The organism is Bradyrhizobium sp. SZCCHNS1022 (assembly GCF_032484835.1).
GTDB lineage: Bacteria > Pseudomonadota > Alphaproteobacteria > Rhizobiales > Xanthobacteraceae > Bradyrhizobium.
Map to the genome: position 1 here is coordinate 2,351,140 of NZ_JAUETT010000001.1, position 15,218 is coordinate 2,366,357.

Annotated in this window: 16 protein-coding genes; 5 read left to right on the forward strand and 11 right to left on the reverse strand. The window is 66.0% G+C overall.

Going from position 1 to position 15,218, the window contains the following annotated elements; genetic code table 11:
- Positions 1 to 21 precede the first annotated feature (21 nt).
- The 7 genes from QX071_RS10660 to QX071_RS10690 all read right to left on the reverse strand — a co-directional run bounded on the left by QX071_RS10660 (position 22) and on the right by QX071_RS10690 (position 5,837).
- Positions 22 to 1,290 carry an MFS transporter gene (locus QX071_RS10660; protein WP_315700860.1) on the reverse strand — a complete coding sequence of 423 codons (1,269 nt, stop codon included), beginning with the start codon at positions 1,288 to 1,290 and terminating at the stop codon, positions 22 to 24.
- Positions 1,287 to 1,616, reverse strand: a complete 330-nt coding sequence (locus QX071_RS10665) for a hypothetical protein (protein WP_315700859.1) — start codon at positions 1,614 to 1,616, stop codon at positions 1,287 to 1,289. Before QX071_RS10665 ends, QX071_RS10660 begins: the two co-directional genes overlap by 4 nt.
- A gap of 1 nt (position 1,617) precedes the next feature.
- Positions 1,618 to 2,181, reverse strand: coding sequence for an isochorismatase family protein (locus QX071_RS10670; RefSeq protein ID WP_315700858.1), 564 nt, complete (start codon positions 2,179 to 2,181; stop codon positions 1,618 to 1,620).
- A 44-nt stretch (positions 2,182 to 2,225) separates the two neighbouring features.
- Complete coding sequence (locus QX071_RS10675; protein WP_315700857.1) at positions 2,226 to 2,681, reverse strand: MarR family winged helix-turn-helix transcriptional regulator; 456 nt, start codon at positions 2,679 to 2,681, stop codon at positions 2,226 to 2,228.
- Between the two features lie 405 nt (positions 2,682 to 3,086).
- On the reverse strand, positions 3,087 to 4,322 hold the full coding sequence (locus tag QX071_RS10680; RefSeq protein WP_315700856.1) for an ABC transporter substrate-binding protein: 1,236 nt from the start codon (positions 4,320 to 4,322) through the stop codon (positions 3,087 to 3,089).
- 68 nt (positions 4,323 to 4,390) lie between these two features.
- Positions 4,391 to 4,927, reverse strand: a complete 537-nt coding sequence (locus QX071_RS10685; protein ID WP_315700855.1) for an MFS transporter — start codon at positions 4,925 to 4,927, stop codon at positions 4,391 to 4,393.
- Positions 4,928 to 4,958: 31 nt separating this feature from the next.
- Positions 4,959 to 5,837, reverse strand: coding sequence for an IclR family transcriptional regulator (locus tag QX071_RS10690; protein WP_315700854.1), 879 nt, complete (start codon positions 5,835 to 5,837; stop codon positions 4,959 to 4,961).
- Between the two features lie 147 nt (positions 5,838 to 5,984).
- On the opposite strand from QX071_RS10690, the gene QX071_RS10695 reads away from it, so the two are divergent.
- A complete protein-coding gene (locus QX071_RS10695; protein ID WP_315700853.1) occupies positions 5,985 to 6,380 on the forward strand; it encodes a rhodanese-like domain-containing protein in 396 nt (131 codons plus the stop codon).
- Between the two features lie 17 nt (positions 6,381 to 6,397).
- On the opposite strand, the gene QX071_RS10700 is transcribed toward QX071_RS10695, so the two are convergent.
- Together QX071_RS10700 and QX071_RS10705 are read right to left on the reverse strand one after the other, a co-directional pair.
- Positions 6,398 to 7,057, reverse strand: a complete 660-nt coding sequence (locus QX071_RS10700) for a response regulator transcription factor (protein WP_315700852.1) — start codon at positions 7,055 to 7,057, stop codon at positions 6,398 to 6,400.
- The gene (locus tag QX071_RS10705) at positions 7,054 to 8,469 is read right to left on the reverse strand and encodes a HAMP domain-containing sensor histidine kinase (RefSeq protein ID WP_315700851.1); all 1,416 of its coding nucleotides are present in this window, start codon (positions 8,467 to 8,469) and stop codon (positions 7,054 to 7,056) included. Before QX071_RS10705 ends, QX071_RS10700 begins: the two co-directional genes overlap by 4 nt.
- Before the next feature lie 224 nt (positions 8,470 to 8,693).
- Between QX071_RS10705 and QX071_RS10710 the strand changes: the two genes are divergently transcribed.
- On the forward strand, positions 8,694 to 9,641 hold the full coding sequence (locus QX071_RS10710; RefSeq protein ID WP_315700850.1) for a DUF2380 domain-containing protein: 948 nt from the start codon (positions 8,694 to 8,696) through the stop codon (positions 9,639 to 9,641).
- Positions 9,642 to 9,664: 23 nt separating this feature from the next.
- Here QX071_RS10710 and QX071_RS10715 read toward each other — a convergent pair whose 3' ends face one another.
- The gene (locus tag QX071_RS10715) at positions 9,665 to 11,227 is read right to left on the reverse strand and encodes an ABC transporter permease/substrate-binding protein (protein ID WP_315700849.1); all 1,563 of its coding nucleotides are present in this window, start codon (positions 11,225 to 11,227) and stop codon (positions 9,665 to 9,667) included.
- Positions 11,224 to 12,018 (reverse strand): ATP-binding cassette domain-containing protein, encoded by a 795-nt coding sequence (locus tag QX071_RS10720; protein WP_315703075.1) that lies wholly within the window; start codon positions 12,016 to 12,018, stop codon positions 11,224 to 11,226. The genes QX071_RS10715 and QX071_RS10720 overlap by 4 nt, the downstream gene beginning before the upstream one ends.
- 167 nt (positions 12,019 to 12,185) lie before the next feature.
- Between QX071_RS10720 and QX071_RS10725 the strand changes: the two genes are divergently transcribed.
- From QX071_RS10725 to QX071_RS10735, 3 genes are all read left to right on the forward strand, one after another.
- Positions 12,186 to 12,998 (forward strand): ABC transporter ATP-binding protein, encoded by an 813-nt coding sequence (locus QX071_RS10725; RefSeq protein ID WP_315700848.1) that lies wholly within the window; start codon positions 12,186 to 12,188, stop codon positions 12,996 to 12,998.
- A gap of 172 nt (positions 12,999 to 13,170) precedes the next feature.
- The gene (locus tag QX071_RS10730; protein WP_315700847.1) at positions 13,171 to 13,956 is read left to right on the forward strand and encodes an ABC transporter permease; all 786 of its coding nucleotides are present in this window, start codon (positions 13,171 to 13,173) and stop codon (positions 13,954 to 13,956) included.
- Between the two features lie 219 nt (positions 13,957 to 14,175).
- Positions 14,176 to 15,204, forward strand: coding sequence for an ABC transporter substrate-binding protein (locus QX071_RS10735; RefSeq protein WP_315700846.1), 1,029 nt, complete (start codon positions 14,176 to 14,178; stop codon positions 15,202 to 15,204).
- The last annotated feature ends 14 nt before the right edge of the window (positions 15,205 to 15,218 follow it).

Here is a 15,218-nt window from a genome sequence, read left to right on the forward strand (position 1 = left end):
TTGCTGGAGCGACGCAGGCGGTCAGCGTCGCACGTGGCCGCCGCTCAACATGTCCTCGTGCGGCAGATGATCGCGTCGCATCATGGTGGTGACGGCGACGATCGCGGCGGCGAAGCCGGATGCCGCGCCGACGCCGAGCGCCCAGCGTGGCCCGAACTGGTCCGCGATCCAGCCGACGATCGGCGCCCCGATCGGGGTGCCGCCGAGGGCGACACCGACGCGGAGCGCCATCACCCGCCCGCGCATCGCGGGTGCGGTCGAAAGTTGCATCAGGCTGTTGGTGGTGTTGGTGAAGGTCAGCGCGGCCAGGCCGATCAGCACCAGGGCGGCTGCGAACATCCAGTAGGTCGGCGCGAGCGCGGCGAAGCTGCAGCCCAGCCCGAACAGCAGGGCGCCGACGAGCAGCGCGGCGAAGTTCGGCCGCGCCCGCGCAGCGCCTAGCAGAGCTCCCGCGACGGTGCCGACCGCCATCACCGATGACAGCAAACCATAGCCGCGGGCATCGGCATGGAAAACCCGGGTCGCCATGGTCGCGATGAAGATCTGGAAGTTCAGGCCGAAGGTGCCGATCAGGAACAGCATGATCAGGACCGCCTTGAGGTCGGCGCGCGACCACACATAGCGCAGGCCGCCGGTCAGCCTGCTCCCGAGGCTGCCCTGGTCGCGAGGGGCGCGGGCATGGCTGCGCAGTTCGGAACTGCGCAGCAGAGACAGCGAAGCCAGCACGGCGGCGAAGGAGGCGCCGTTGATCAGGAAGGCCCAGCCGGTGCCGGCGGCTGCAATGACGATGCCTGCGATCGCCGGTCCGATCATGCGGGCGGCGTTGAACGAGGTCGAATTGAGCGCCACCGCGTTGGGCAGGTCGGCATCGCCGACCAGTTCGCCGACGAAGGTCTGGCGCACTGGCGCATCGAAGGCGGCCGCGCAGCCGAACAGGAAGGCGAAGCCGTAGACATGCCACAGCTGGACCACGCCGCCGACGGTGAGCAGGCCGAGCGCGAGCGCCAATGCGCCCATCGTCGCCTGTGTCGCCATCAGGAGCTTGCGCTGGTTGAAGTGATCGGCTGCGTAGCCGGTCCAGGGCAATAGCAGAAGCTGCGGTCCGAACTGCAGCGCCATCACGATGCCGACCGCCGAAGCGTTGCGGTCGGTGAGCTGGACCAGCACCAGCCAGCTTTGCGCGGTCCGCTGCATCCAGGTGCCGACATTGGAGATGAAGGCGCCGGCGGTCCAGACGCGATAGTTGCGGCTGCGCAGCGAACGGAACATGTCCGCCGCAGCGCGCCTCATGGGCGCTCCCGCAGATCGCCGCCGTGGAGGGAGCCGAAGTGCCGCGCCGCATAGAGAGCCATCACCAGCATGCCGAAGCCCAGCGCAAGCGCGTCAGCCGTATGCCGCAGTCCGAAATCGCCGACCCGGCAGACCAGCAGATAGAAGACGACAAGGTTGAGAAAGCCCCAGAGCACGTTCAGCGTCGAGGTGGAGAGGCCGCGCCCCGGCGGCGATGCGAACGGCGTCTGGAATGGCATGCCCGTCACGCCGCTGACGAAGTGCGGCACGGCATTGCTGAGGAAGGCGCCGCCGAAGAAATAGGAAACCAGATGCAGCAAGGTCATGTCAGGCCGTCCTCGTGTTCAGGAGTCCAATGATCTCTCGGGTCGTTCCGGTCTCGCCTAGTCGCGGAAAGACCTGTGTCGTGCTGTACTCATGCGCTTCGGCGCGCGTGTCGGTCATGGCATCGAGGGCGAGCGTGACGTTGAAGCCCTGCTCATAGGCCTGCCGCGCGGTCGACTCCACGCCGGTGCCGGTGGCGACACCGGCCACCACGACCTGCGTGACATTGCGTGCCTTCAGCTGCCGTTCGAGATCGGTGCTCGCGAAGGCGCCCCATGTGCGCTTGGTCACCACGATATCGTTCGGTTGCCGGTTCAGCTCGGGGAGGAGTTCGGTCCATCCTTCCGGGAGTGCATCGATACGGCGCGGCTGCTCGGTGCGGCCTGGTGCACTTCCGGCGACGTTGATGAGCACGACCGGGAGGGCACGTGCGCGGAACGCATCGGCCAGCACACGGGCGTGCTCCACGATCTCATTGATTGGATGAACGCAGGGAAGTCCGACGAGGCCCTTCTGCAGATCGACGACGATGAGAGCGGTGTTGGAATCGAGCGTCGTGAGCGCCATGGTGTGTCCTTCAATTGCCGCGCCTCGATTGCGCGCAAGCGCCATCAGTCGTCGATCAGCCGCTTGAGTAGCGCGATGGCTGCGCGCAGCTGCTCCTGTTCCTCAGCGGAGAGGCGCTGGTCGATCGTGCGTGACAGCCAGTCCTGCCGCGCCGCGCGTCCCTCTCTGATCCTGTCCAGGCACTGGTCCGTCAGTGCGATGATGGTCTGCCGTCCGTCACTTGGGTCCGGCGCGCCCTTCACCAGACCCGCTGCCTCGAGCGCAGCGACGATCGGACCCATCGACTGGGCGCGCATGCCCTCGGCGCGCGCGAGTTGCGACGCCGTCGCCGGGCCGTCCTTTTCGAGCCGCAGCAGCACGGCGATCTGCGAGACCGTCAGGTCGCCGACATTGGCCTGCTCACGCAGCCTGCGTTTCAATTTGCCGATCAACCCGCGCAGCTCGGCTGCAAGCGCCGAGGCGCGCGGGCCGGGGACGGCATCCCCTGGGGCGCGGTTCATGGGGGCAGCAAATAGGCTACCGGAGTCAAATTGTACAGCTAGACTTATAAGTTTAACTTAACGAATGCGTGAACGTTACCGCAGCGCGGCGGCAAGAACTTCCAGGCTTAGGAATGTCGCGGGGCAGAACGCCCGCTGAGCGCGAGGCGAGGGAATGCGGAAGGGGACGACCTCTCGACCGTCCCTTCCGCAGCAAGGCTATCGCATATGGGACGAACTCGACCGACGATCTCTTCTGCGGCCGTCCTTCGAGACGCTCGCCTGCGGCGAGCTCCTCAGGACGAGGGCCCATTTTGCGGCCGATAGACCCTCATGGTGAGGGCGCGGCGAAACCGCGCGTCTCGAACCATGAGGCCCGAGGCGCCACGGCCATATGCCGTGGCCCTGCTTCCGCAGCGGCTCGCTCTACTCCGGCGCTTCGTCGGTGATGATGCCGCCGATGTTCTGCCAGCGCTCGCCGTCGAACTGGATCATCTGCAGCTGCTTGTTGACGCGATAGTCGGTTGGCGAGGTCGAGATGGTGATGCCCGGCAGCAGCAGGTCGAGCTGGACGTGGTCGAGATGCGTGGCCTGCTTCAACACGTTCTCGCGGGTGAGATCGTCACCGCACTGCTTCAGCACCTGAACCAGAAGCTCGGCGGTGATGTAGCCGTAGACGTTGAAGTTCGAGCCCTTGTCGCCGTCGGGATAATACTTCGCCATGAAGTCGAGATAGCGCTGCACGCCGGGATCGTTCTTGAACGTCTGCTCGAGCGGGTCCTTGACGTAGTTGACGCTGATCAGACCCTTGGCGTTCTCCGGCCCCGCCGGCTTCAGCGTGGCGGTCAAGGAGTTGGCATTGATGTCGACGATGTGCACCGGATGCCAGCCGAGCTCGGCGACCTTCTTGATGGCTTGGGCCGCCTGCTTCGGGGTCGAGGCGCTGAACAACAGGTCCGCGCCGGCATCCTTCAGCTTGAGGATCTGCGAGTCGATGGTGGGCTCGGTGATCTCATAGGAGGTCTCGGCGACGATCATCTTGGCGGCCTTGTCGCCGAGCCCCGCCTTCAGTCCCGCGAGATAGTCCTTGCCGAGATCGTCGTTCTGATAGAGCACGCCGATCTTGGCGTTGGGATAGGTCTTCAGAATGTACTGGCCGTAGATGCGGCCTTCGACCAGGTAGGAGGGATTGAAGCCCATCGTCCAGGGAAAGTGCTTGGGATCAGTGAAGCGCGCGGCACCGGTGGCCGCAAACAGCTGCGGCACCTTCTTGCCGTTCAGATATTTCTGCACCGCGACATTCGGCGCGGTGCCGATGATCTGGAACGTCAGCAGCACCTCGTCGCCTTCGACCAGCCGGCGCACCTGCTCGACCGTCTTCGGCGGCGAATAGGCATCGTCGTACTGGATCAGGTTGATCTTGCGGCCGTTCACGCCACCCTGGTCGTTGATCATCTTGATATAGGCGGCTTGCGCCTTGGCGATCGTCGCATAGGCCGACGCAGGGCCGCTCGCCGGGATGGTCTGGCCGACCTTGATCTCGGTGTCGCTGGCGCCGGTGTCGTATGTCTTCTCCGCGGCCGCAGACGAACAGAACGTGGCCCAGACAAGTGCGCTGGCCGTGATCAGGTTTGCAAGGCTGATCCTAAGGCTGATCCTCATGAGGTGTCTCCCTTCTTCTTGTATTTGTTTCGGCCTTGATGCCGGCTTCGCCAACGTGCAGCCCAGCGCTACGACTGAAGTGCCGGCACGCCGCTGCCGACAGCTGCGCGCTCGCGCCGCGCAAAGCGCCTGAGGTCGTCCTTCGGATTGATGATGACCATCGCCAGCGCGCCGCCGGCGACGATCAGCAGGCCCGCAAACATGAAGCCGTCGCGAAAGCCCTGGGCCGGATTGGCGCCGATATCGACGATATGGCCCATCAGCCAGGGCGCGATCAGGCCGGCCAGCGTGAAGGTGCCGTTGCAGATGCCGAGCATGGCGCCGCGCTGGTGCACAGGGCTGATCTCGCCGATCAATGGCGGTCCGAGCGCATAGGTGACACTGCCGACGGCGAAAGCGACCATCACCAGCGGAATCTGCACGAGCTCGCCGGTCGATTTCGACAGCAGCATCATCGCCACGCCCGCCAGCATCACGCAGCAGCAGGTGAGCACGCCGCGCGAGATGCGGCTGGAGACGCCGCGGGCGAGCAGCCGTTGCGACAAGGGCGCGGCGACGATGGTCGCGATGTCGAGAACCTTCAATCCTTCAAGCGGCCCGCTCACCTCGGCCTCCTGGTCCGGCGTGTCCTGCCGCTCATTTCCTGAGTTTTGCGTCCTGCGCGGCGAGCGTCGGCTCCCGCTCGTTCATCTGGGCGCGGATGCTGGCGGCGAGTGCCCGGATGCGCGGGCCGATTTCGGCCTCGAGCTGCCCGGGCTGCAGGCGGAAGGCGGGAATGCCGCAATTGATCGAGTAGCATCGCGTCGTGTTGGCGGCCTGAAACAGCGGCACCGCCACGGCGTGGATCGCGGCCATGTATTCGCCGAAGCAGGTGCAGAAGCCGCGCTCGGCGCATTGCGCGATGCCGGCGCGATAGGCGTCACGGTAGGCCGACCATTGCTCCGCGTCGGACGCATCGAGCTGCTGTTCGAGCCGTGCGGCATCGCGCGCCGGCAGCAGGGATGCGGCGGCGCGGCCCATCGCGGTGCCGACGACCGGGATCGGCATGCCGATATCGGGCACATGCGGCCCGACATCGCCCGAGCGGGCCGTCTCGACATAGATCATGGAGGTGCCGTCGAGCAGCCCGATCGACACGGTGCCGCGCACGCTCTGCGCCACCTCCTGCATCAGGGGCCGCGCGCTCTGGCGGAAAGGCATGTCGGCGAGCAACGGGTGGGCGATCCGCAGCGCGCGGATGCCGACGCGATACCGGGCGCGGTCGGCGTCGTAGTCGAGATAGCCGAGCTCGGCCAGCGTGTGCGTCAGCCGCGCCACCGTGGGGCGCGGGATGCCGGTGCGTGCGGCGATCTCCATGTTGCCGAGCACGGGTGACCCCGCCTTGAACGCCTCCAGCACCATCAGCCCTTTGGCGAGCGTGGTGGCAAAGGCGGCGTCGCCGGCGCTGTCGGCGAGCATGGCATCGACGGGGAGGGGGCGAACGGCACTCGGCCGGGGATCGGTGAGGGTAGACATGTCCATATGAATGGGACATTTCACATCATCTGTCTACATAGCTGATAAGAATTATCGTATATGTCCATTATATGGACATAAGCTAGTTTTGACGACCGACGCCGCAGATCGCGGGCATAATCTCCGCTCATCGCTGGAGGTCCCGAAATGTCAACGACGGTCAAGCAGATGCTGGAGGCGGCTAATGCCGCAGTCCCCAAGATCACACCTGGCGAAGCGCAGGCGATGATCGCCAAGGGCAACACGCTCGTGGTCGATGTGCGCGATGCGCCGGAGGTCGAGAAGAGCGGCAAGGTTGCCGGCGCGGTGCACGTGTCGCGCGGCATGCTGGAATTCCGCGCCGATCCCGACTCGCCCTATCACGACAAGAACTTTGCCAAGGACAAGACCGTGATTCTGTATTGCGCCTCGGGCGGCCGTTCGGCGCTATCGGGCAAGACGCTGAAGGATCTCGGCTACGACAAGGTCTACAACGTCGGCGCGTTCAAGGACTGGGCCGAGAGCGGCGGTGCGATCGAGAAGCCGATCGAGCCCGGCATGTAGTTCGGTGCAGCTCGAGGTCAGGCCGGCGGCAGGGGCTGCGAGAGCAGGCCTTGCCGGAGCGCCAGCCTGACGAGCTCGATATCCGATCCGACGCCGAGCTTGTCCTTGATGATCGAATGCAGATTGGCGACCGTCTTCGGACTGAGATGGAGCGCGTCTGCGATCTCGTCCGTGGTCCGTTCCGCCAGCAGCATCTGCAGCACCTCGAATTCGCGCGCCGTCAACACGTCGGCGGCCGAAGTCTCGCCCGCGAGCCTGCCGAGCGCGAGCTCATGAGAGATGTCCGGGCTGACGGCCACGCGTCCGGCGAGCACGTCGCGCGCCGCCTGCACCAGCACTTCCGGCGGGCTGCTCTTGGTCACATAGCCCTTGGCGCCGGCACGAATGGCCTGCACGGCGAAGCCGGCATTCTCATGCATGGTGAACACCAGGATCCTGGCATTGCGGTCCCATTGCCGGATGCGGCGGATCGCTTCGATGCCGCCGACCTCCCGCATGCTGAGATCCATGATGACGAGATCCGGCTTCGCTTCCTTGAACAGCCGGTAGGCTTCCGCGCCGTCGGAGGCTTCGGCGACCACCCGCAAGCCCGGCTGTTTCTGCAGCACCGACCGGTAGCCTTCGCGCACGACCGCATGATCGTCGACCAGCAGGATGGTCGCCTCGGAGATGCTCACGCGGCGCACTCCGCGGCCGCGCGCTCGTCGCGCAAAGGCTCGCTGCGCGCGGCGAAGGGGATGGCGACAAGCAGGCGCGTGCCGCCGGTTGCCCTCGCCTCGAAATTCAATTGCCCGCCCAGCGCCGCCACGCGTTCGCGCATGCCGAGCAGCCCCATTCCCGGCTTGCCGGGCGGATCGGCAGAACGGCCGTCATCCTCGACCGTGAGCTCGATCGTTGCGGCCGCGTCGTCTGGCTCCTGCAATATCAGCTGCAGCAGCACCCGCTTGGCGTCGGCGTGCCTTGCCGCATTGGTCAGCGCCTCCTGCGCGATGCGATAGAGGTTCAGGCCGATCGTGCTGGGCAAGCTGTCGACAGCCCCCGAAAGGCTGATCTCGAAGCGCGTCCGCCCGCACTGGCGTTTGCTCCAACCCGCGACCAGGCCTTCGAGGCTTGCGGCCAGTCCAAGTTCATCGATATCGGGCGGCCGCAGCCGAAACAGCGCGCCGCGCAGCGCGGTCATCATGCCGGTCGCCGTTCGCGCGATGCTGTCGCATTCGGACGACAGTTCGGGACAGGTCTGGGCGGCGCTCTGGCCGGCAGCGGAGGCCAGCGCGCGGATGGCGGCGAGAGACTGGCCGAACTCGTCGTGGAGCTCGCGGGCAAGATGGCGGCGCTCGTCGTCCTGCAATGCGATCAGCCGCCGCGTCAGCGCGTTGCGCTCTGCGATGGCCGCCGTGAGGTTTTCGGCAAGCTGGTTGAAGGCGTCGCGGATCGCCGACAGCTCGGCAAGATCGAACGGCGGCAGCCGCGCCGTCAGGTCGCCCGCGGCGATCCGCTCGATCCCTGCATGGATCAGCCGCGTCGGCCGTAGCGCCCGCGCCAGCGCCGCATAGGTCAGCAGGCAGAGCAGCACGAGCGCACCCGCGAGCACGGGCAGCAGCCGACTGAGGTCGCGCCATGCCTCCGCGGTCACGATGGAGGGATCGATCCAGGCTACGGCCTCGCCGACCCGCCGGTCGCGCGATAGCACAGGTCTTGCGGTCTCCTGTCCCGGATCGAAGATCGTGCGATGCAAGACGGCAAAGGCGCGCGGCGGATCGGCCGCGGTTTGCGCTCCGCCGCAGAACTGCTGAACCATCTGGCCGTTGCCTGCGCGGTAGGCGATGCACAGGCCCGGCCTCATCACCGGGGCGGCGATGCTGTCGAGGTCGGGAAAGGTCGACGGCGGATTGTTGACCCAATGCGTCTTGCTGAGCTGCAATTGCAGCGTCCTGGCCGTGATGTCGGCAATGTCGCCGAGCTCAGTGCGAACGGACCGGTCGATGTCATACAGGACGACTGCGGAGATTGCTGCAAAGCACAGCGCCGAGACGGCCGATATCCGCAAGGTCAGGCGGTATTTCAGATCGCTGTTGGCGAAGGTCCACATCGTCGAGGCCTCGCGCGTGGGGCTTGCTTCACGGCATGCGCCGCCGTGGCATTTAACGGCAGAAACGATGCGGCGAAAAGGACGGCCGGGCGCAGCGACCTGACGTCGTGAAATTTTCCCGCTCCCGACCGGGATGCGCGCCGTTTCGGGCCGCGGACCGCGCCCCTAGCTTGCCGATGCTTCTCGCCTCTGCCCGGCGGACCAGCAATTCGGAAGGAGCTCTCATGATCAGCCATTCACGCCTGCTGCGCCATCTCGCGATTGCGAGCCTGATATTTGCACCGGGCTTCCGCCCGGCCGGGGCGGAGCCGCAGTCCGCTCCTGTTCCGGCCGTCGTGGTGGGAGATTTCAGCTATCTCGATACATCCGGCGAGCCGACCGATCAGAGCGCCGTCCATCAGCGGCGGCTGCAGGCCTTCATCGCCGCACTCCACCGCGACGTTGCCGCCGACCAGCGCCTCCATTTGCGCGATCCGTCCTGTGCACCGTCCTGTCTTTCCGCCGACACCTCGCCGGACCAGCTTCGTCGCATCGCTCGCGAGGCCGGAGCCCAGGTCGTCGTCATCGGCAGTATTCAGAAGATGAGCACGCTGGTGCAGTGGGCCCGCGCCGCCGCGATCGATGTCGCATCCAACCGCGTGATCTTCGAGAAGCTGTTCACGTTCCGCGGCGACAACGACGAGGCGTGGGAGCGGGCCGAGACCTTCGTCTCCCGTGAGATCCGCGATGCGGTTGCCACTGCGCCAGCACCGCTCCGGCTTGCGCTGCTGCCGTTCACGCTGGAGGACACCAGCGCTGCGGCCGGGGCAGTCGCCGAGACGGAGTCCGATCTCAAGGGCCTGACTGACGCGACCGAAGCCGTTCGCCAGCTCCTCGATCGATCCGGCCGCTATCGGCTCGTCGAGGTGAATGCTGCGGCAAAGCCGCAGAACGGCTGCGCTGACTGCGAACTGCGGCTCGCCCAGGAGCTGGGTGCGGACCAGTCGCTGATCGGCGTGGTCGGGCGGATCAGCCGCACCGAATACACGATCCGCTTCCAGCTCCGCGATGCCAAGACTGGAGCCGTCATCGCCACGGGCGACAGCGGGCTTCGCATGGGCGCCAACTATTCCTGGGGGCGCGGCGCGGTGCGTCTGGTGCAGGAGCGCTTGCTTGGCGATGAGATAAGATGACCGCGCCTGCCGCAGCCATCGCGCTATTTCGTCCGCGCCACTTTGTCCCACAGCCAGCGCGCTACGGCCTCGGGCGAGGAGTTCGCGTCGCTGCCGGAGGCGCGCAGGTTGGCCTCGCGCATCGTGGCGATGTCGATCCTGCCGAGCAGAGGCAGCAGCGCCTTCTGCAGGGCCTGATCGGAAGCGCGCTTCGGCGATAGCAGCATGATCGCGTCGTAGGGCGGAATGGCGTGCCTGACGTCATCGAGCACGACGAGGTCGTATTTCTTGATCAGCCCGTCGCTGGTGTAGCCCGCGATCACGTCGACCTCGCCGGAAGCTGCCGCCGCATACATGAAGTCCGGCTGCATCTGGCGCTGGGCGCGAAATGCAAGGCCGTAGGCCTTTTGCAGCCCGGCCCATTCCGGCCGCGAGAAGAACTCGTAGTCCCCCGCAATGGTCATGGTGCCGGCATGGCTTGCGAGATCTGCGATCGTATGAATATGAAGCGCCTCCGCACGCGCCCTCGGCATCACCAGCGCATAGGCGTTCTCGAAACCGAGCTCGCCGAGCAGGGTCACGCGCTCGCGCGCAAGCTCGTTCTTCAGGGCCTCGAGCAAGGCGTCGCGCGACAGCTGCTCGCTGTGGTGGAACTGATTGGCCCACAGCGTGCCGGAATAGTCGACGTAGACGTCGATGTCGCCGCTCCGGAGCGCCTCGTAGATCACGCTGGAGCCGAGCCCGGCGCGCGTCGTCGCCGGCAGTCGAGCTGCCTGCAGCCGCTCGCTGATCAGGGCCGCCAGCACATATTGTTCGGTGAAGGTCTTCGCGCCGACGACATAGCGCGCGCCCGATCCGGCCAGCGCCGGCACAAGGCTGGCTGCGACCAGCGCCGCAATGCCGGCACTGCCCAGGCTCGCGCGGATGCGGCTGCCATTGCGCAGGCCGGTCTCGATCAGCGCCAGCAACTGATCGACCGCGAGCGCCAGCGCCGCGGCTGCGACGCAGCCGAACACGACCAGCACCCAGTTCTGCGTCTGCAGCCCGGCGAAAATATAGTTGCCGAGGCTGGTCTGTCCGATCGGCGTCGACAGCGTTGCGGTCCCGATCACCCACACGGCCGATGTCCGGATGCCGGCCATGATGACGGGCAGCGCGAGCGGCAGCTCCACCATGACGAGCGATTGCCGCGCGGTCATGCCGACGCCCTTCGCTGCTTCGAGGAGGGCCGGCTCGATGCCGTTGAGGCCGGTGATGGTGTTGCGCAGCACCGGCAGCATCGAATACAGCGCAAGCGCTAGTACCGCGGGTAGAAAGCCGAAGGCGGAGAAGCCGACGCCAAGCCACCGAATCGCGAGCGCGCCGAGCGCAAGCAGCAGCGGATAGAACAGCGCGAGCAGCGCCAGTCCCGGCACGGTCTGCACCACGCTGGCGGCGCCGAGCAGCAGGCCGCGCGGCAGCGGCCGGTTGCGGACGATCAGCGCCAGCGGAAAGCTGACGACGAGCCCGAGCGCCAGTGCTGCGATGCTGACCCGCAGATGACTGCCGAGATAGTCCGCAAGATGCGACGACGCTTGAATGATGCGGGGATCGGACAGCAAGTTCATGCGGTGCCGCGCTCCGCGAGCTGCCTTTGCAGCCGCTCGGCCTGTCGGCGCGGCGTCTGCAGCAGCTCCGTCACGTAGGGCTCAGGGTTGGCGGCCAACTCGGCCGGCGTGCCGGTTGCGACCAGTCGACCGGCGTGCATCACGGCGATGCGGTCGGCCAAAAGAATTGCTTCCGTCATGTCATGGGTGATCATGACCGTGGTGAGCTCGAGCCGATCGTGCAGAGCGCGATAGTCGTCGCCAAGCGCGTCGCGCGTCAACGGATCGAGCGCGCCGAACGGCTCGTCCATCAGCACGATGCGAGGGCGCGCGGCGAGCGCGCGCGCCACGCCGACACGCTGGCGCTGGCCGCCGGAGAGCTCATGCGGGAAGCGGTCGCGATAGGCGGCGCGATCGAGCCTCACCAGGTCGAGCAATTCGTCGACACGCGCCGAGATGTCCGGGGGCGAGGTGCCGAGCAATCGCGGCGTGATGCCGATATTGGCGGCGACGCTCATATGCGGAAACAGTCCGCCGCTCTGAAACACGATGCCGATGCGCCGCCGCAAGGTGACCGGATCGAGGCGGCTGATATCCTCGCCTGCGATTCGGATCTCGCCGGAATCCGCCTCGATCAGCCGGTTGGTCAGCCGGAGCAGCGTGGTCTTGCCGGAGCCTGAGGTGCCGACGATGGCGAGGAATTCGCCGTCCGCGATGCCAAGCGAGACGTCCTTGACCGCATGCACGCGCTCACCGTTGCCGGCAAAACTTTTGGAGACATGGCTGTAGGTGATCAGCGGCGTCTGCTGCATCGGCCGTTCGAGCTCAGGTTGGAGCAGCAACTCACGTCTTCACTCTCTCGTTGACGGCTGGGCACGATCTTGCGGCGCACCCCGCCCTGCCTAGCACGTCCTGCGGCCGCGTTGAACTTCGCCGCTCAAGACGCTAAGCCATCATCCGCAATTGGGAGGACGATAAGGTGACGCAGGCAAGGACCGCGGCCGTCGCGCTGGCGGAGACGACGGTGGCGTTCCGTCTCGCCGGCGGACGGGTCTATACCGCGGTGGACAAGGCGGATCTGAACGTCGGCGACGGCGAGTTCGTGGCCATCGTCGGGCCGACCGGCTGTGGCAAGTCCACGCTGCTCAACGTCGCCGCGGGGCTGCTGAAGCCCGCGGGCGGCGCGGTACGGATCTTCGACCGGCCGCTCGCCGGACTCAACCGCGACGCGGGTTATCTGTTTCAGGCCGATGCGCTGTTTCCCTGGAAAACCGCGCTGGAGAATGTGGCGATCGGCCTGGAAACAGCGGGCACGCCGCGCGCCGAGGCGCACGAGCGGGCACAGGCCTGGCTGGCGTCGGTCGGTCTTGCAAGCTTCGGCAATCGCTATCCGCACATACTTTCCGGTGGCCAGCGCAAGCGCGTCGGCCTCGCCCAGGTCCTGATCCGCGATCCCAAGATCATCCTGATGGACGAGCCGTTCGGTCCGCTGGATGCGCAGACCCGGCAGATCATGGGCAATCTCCTGCTCGAGCTCTGGAGCGCCGACCGCAAGGCGGTGCTGTTCGTCACTCATGATCTCGAAGAGGCGATCGCGCTGGCCGACCGCGTCGTCATCATGTCGGCAGGACCGGCATCGCGGATCATCGGCGACTGGCGGGTCGAGCTGCCGCGCCCGCGCGACATTTTCGAGGTGCGGCTCCGCCACGAGTTCCATGAGCTGCATCGCGAGATCTGGCACATGCTGAAGGCGGAGGTCGAGAAGACTTACAAGCAGGCAGAGGCGGTGTGATGGTGTCCTCGTCGATCTCGACTGTCCGCCAAGCGCTGGGGCCGAACTCCCCTCCCCGTTGCGGGGAGGGGGTAGGGGGGACCTCACGCACAGCTGTCCTCGTGGACCCCCCACCCCAACCCTCCCCCGCAAGCGGGGAGGGAGCGCACCGAGCAAGTGGTGGAGTCCTTTGATGTCGCGTCTCGGTCTGCTCGCGCTGCAACTGCTCGTCGCCGTCGTGATCATCGCGCTGTGGCAGCTGTTCTCCACCGTGCCGGTGTTCGGCCGCATCCTGCTGCCGCCGTTCTTCTTCTCCAATCCGCTCGACGTCTTCGCGCAGGTGATCGATTGGTTCGCGACCGGCGCGATCTGGAAGCATCTTGCGATCACGCTGTGGGAATCGATCCTGGCCTTCGTGATCGGCTCGCTCGGTGGCGTGCTGGTCGGTTTCTGGTTCGCGCGCAAGCCGCTGGTCGCGGCCGTGTTCGATCCTTACGTGAAGATGGCCAATGCGCTGCCGCGCGTGGTGCTGGCACCGATCTTCACGCTGTGGCTCGGCCTCGGCATCTGGTCCAAGGTCGCGCTCGGCGTCACGTTGGTGTTCTTCATCGTCTTCTTCAACGTCTACCAGGGCGTCAAGGAAGTCTCGACCGTGGTGCGCGACAACGGCCGCATGCTCGGCATGAACGAGCGGCAATTGATGCGCCACGTCTATTGGCCCTCGGCGCTGTCGTGGATGTTCTCCTCGCTGCACACCTCGGTCGGCTTTGCCGTGGTCGGCGCGGTGGTCGGCGAATATCTCGGCTCCGCAGCCGGGCTCGGTTATCTGATCCAGCAGGCCGAGGGCGTGTTCGACGTGGCCGGCGTGTTCGCCGGCATGTTCGTGCTGTCGGCGTTCGTGATCCTGATCGACATCGGCGTCACGCTGGTCGAGCGCCGGCTCCTGGTGTGGCGGCCGGAGCGGGTGGAGGAACGGTGATGCGCGAAGCTAAGGACGACACATTCGGCGTCGTCCCGGCGCAAGCTGGGACCCATACCGCGGAATTCATCGTGGGACGATGCTGGCCGACGACCATGCGACCCACGCCAGCCGGTGGTTATGGATCCCCGCGTTCGAGGGGATGACGTTATGTTTGGTGCGACGGTGTCGATCCAGGCCCGCCGCTTTGGGCTCGAGACAATCTGAACGGAGGAAACAATGAAAACCATCATCGGCCGACTCGCGGGCTCGCTGCTCGCCTTGACCCTGACCACCGGCCTCGCGAGCGCCGCGAGCAAGGTGACGATCGCCGTCGGCGGCGGTGCCTGCTTGTGCTATCTGCCGACCGTGCTGGCCAAGCAGCTCGGGGAATATGACAAAGCGGGGCTCGCGGTCGAACTGGTCGATCTCAAGGGCGGCTCGGATGCGCTGAAAGCCGTGCTCGGCGGCAGCGCCGACGTCGTCTCCGGCTATTTCGATCATTGCGTGAACCTCGCTGCCAAGAAGCAGGAGCTGCAATCCTTCGTGGTCTATGACCGCTATCCCGGCCTGGTGCTGGTGGTGGCTCCCGGCCACAGCAAGGAGATCAATTCGATCAAGGATCTCGCTGGCAAGAAGGTCGGCGTCAGCGCGCCGGGCTCCTCGACCGACTTCTTCCTGAAATATCTGTTGAAGAAGAACGGGGTCGATCCCACCGCGACGGCCGTGATCGGCGTCGGTCTCGGCGCCACTGCGGTCGCCGCGATGGAGCAGGGGCAGATCGATGCCGCCGTGATGCTCGATCCCTCGGTGACCGTGCTGCAGGGCAGCCATCCGGACCTGAAGATCCTGAGCGACACCCGCACCCAGCATGATACGCTCGACGTGTTCGGCGGCGAATATCCGGGCGGCGCGCTGTATTCGACGGCGACCTGGGTGGCCGCACATCCGACCGAAACGCAGGCGCTGACCAACGCCATGTTGGCGACGCTCGCCTGGATCCATTCGCATACGCCGGAAGAGATCATGGCGAAGATGCCTGCCGAGATCGTCGGCAAGGACAAGGCGCTTTATCTGGCCGCGCTGAAGAACACGATTCCAATGTATTCGGAGACCGGCAAGATGGACCCGAAGGGCGCGGACGCCGTGCTCGCCGTGTTCAGCGTCGGCTCGCCTGAGGTTGCCAAGGCCAATGTCGACGTCAGCAAGACCTTCACCAATGCGTTCGTCGAGAAGGCGAAGGGCGCCACGGCTGCGAGCCCCAAATAGAAAGCAGGGCTGTG

Coding starts and splice junctions, on each gene's coding strand:
- QX071_RS10660 (WP_315700860.1), bottom strand. CDS start 1,290: ATGAGGCGCGCTGCGGCGGACATGTTCCGTTCGCTGCGCAGCCGCAAC.
- QX071_RS10665 (WP_315700859.1), bottom strand. CDS start 1,616: ATGACCTTGCTGCATCTGGTTTCCTATTTCTTCGGCGGCGCCTTCCTC.
- QX071_RS10670 (WP_315700858.1), bottom strand. CDS start 2,181: ATGGCGCTCACGACGCTCGATTCCAACACCGCTCTCATCGTCGTCGAT.
- QX071_RS10675 (WP_315700857.1), bottom strand. CDS start 2,681: ATGAACCGCGCCCCAGGGGATGCCGTCCCCGGCCCGCGCGCCTCGGCG.
- QX071_RS10680 (WP_315700856.1), bottom strand. CDS start 4,322: ATGAGGATCAGCCTTAGGATCAGCCTTGCAAACCTGATCACGGCCAGC.
- QX071_RS10690 (WP_315700854.1), bottom strand. CDS start 5,837: ATGTCTACCCTCACCGATCCCCGGCCGAGTGCCGTTCGCCCCCTCCCC.
- QX071_RS10695 (WP_315700853.1), top strand. CDS start 5,985: ATGTCAACGACGGTCAAGCAGATGCTGGAGGCGGCTAATGCCGCAGTC.
- QX071_RS10705 (WP_315700851.1), bottom strand. CDS start 8,469: ATGTGGACCTTCGCCAACAGCGATCTGAAATACCGCCTGACCTTGCGG.
- QX071_RS10710 (WP_315700850.1), top strand. CDS start 8,694: ATGATCAGCCATTCACGCCTGCTGCGCCATCTCGCGATTGCGAGCCTG.
- QX071_RS10715 (WP_315700849.1), bottom strand. CDS start 11,227: ATGAACTTGCTGTCCGATCCCCGCATCATTCAAGCGTCGTCGCATCTT.
- QX071_RS10720 (WP_315703075.1), bottom strand. CDS start 12,018: ATGCAGCAGACGCCGCTGATCACCTACAGCCATGTCTCCAAAAGTTTT.
- QX071_RS10730 (WP_315700847.1), top strand. CDS start 13,171: ATGTCGCGTCTCGGTCTGCTCGCGCTGCAACTGCTCGTCGCCGTCGTG.
- QX071_RS10735 (WP_315700846.1), top strand. CDS start 14,176: ATGAAAACCATCATCGGCCGACTCGCGGGCTCGCTGCTCGCCTTGACC.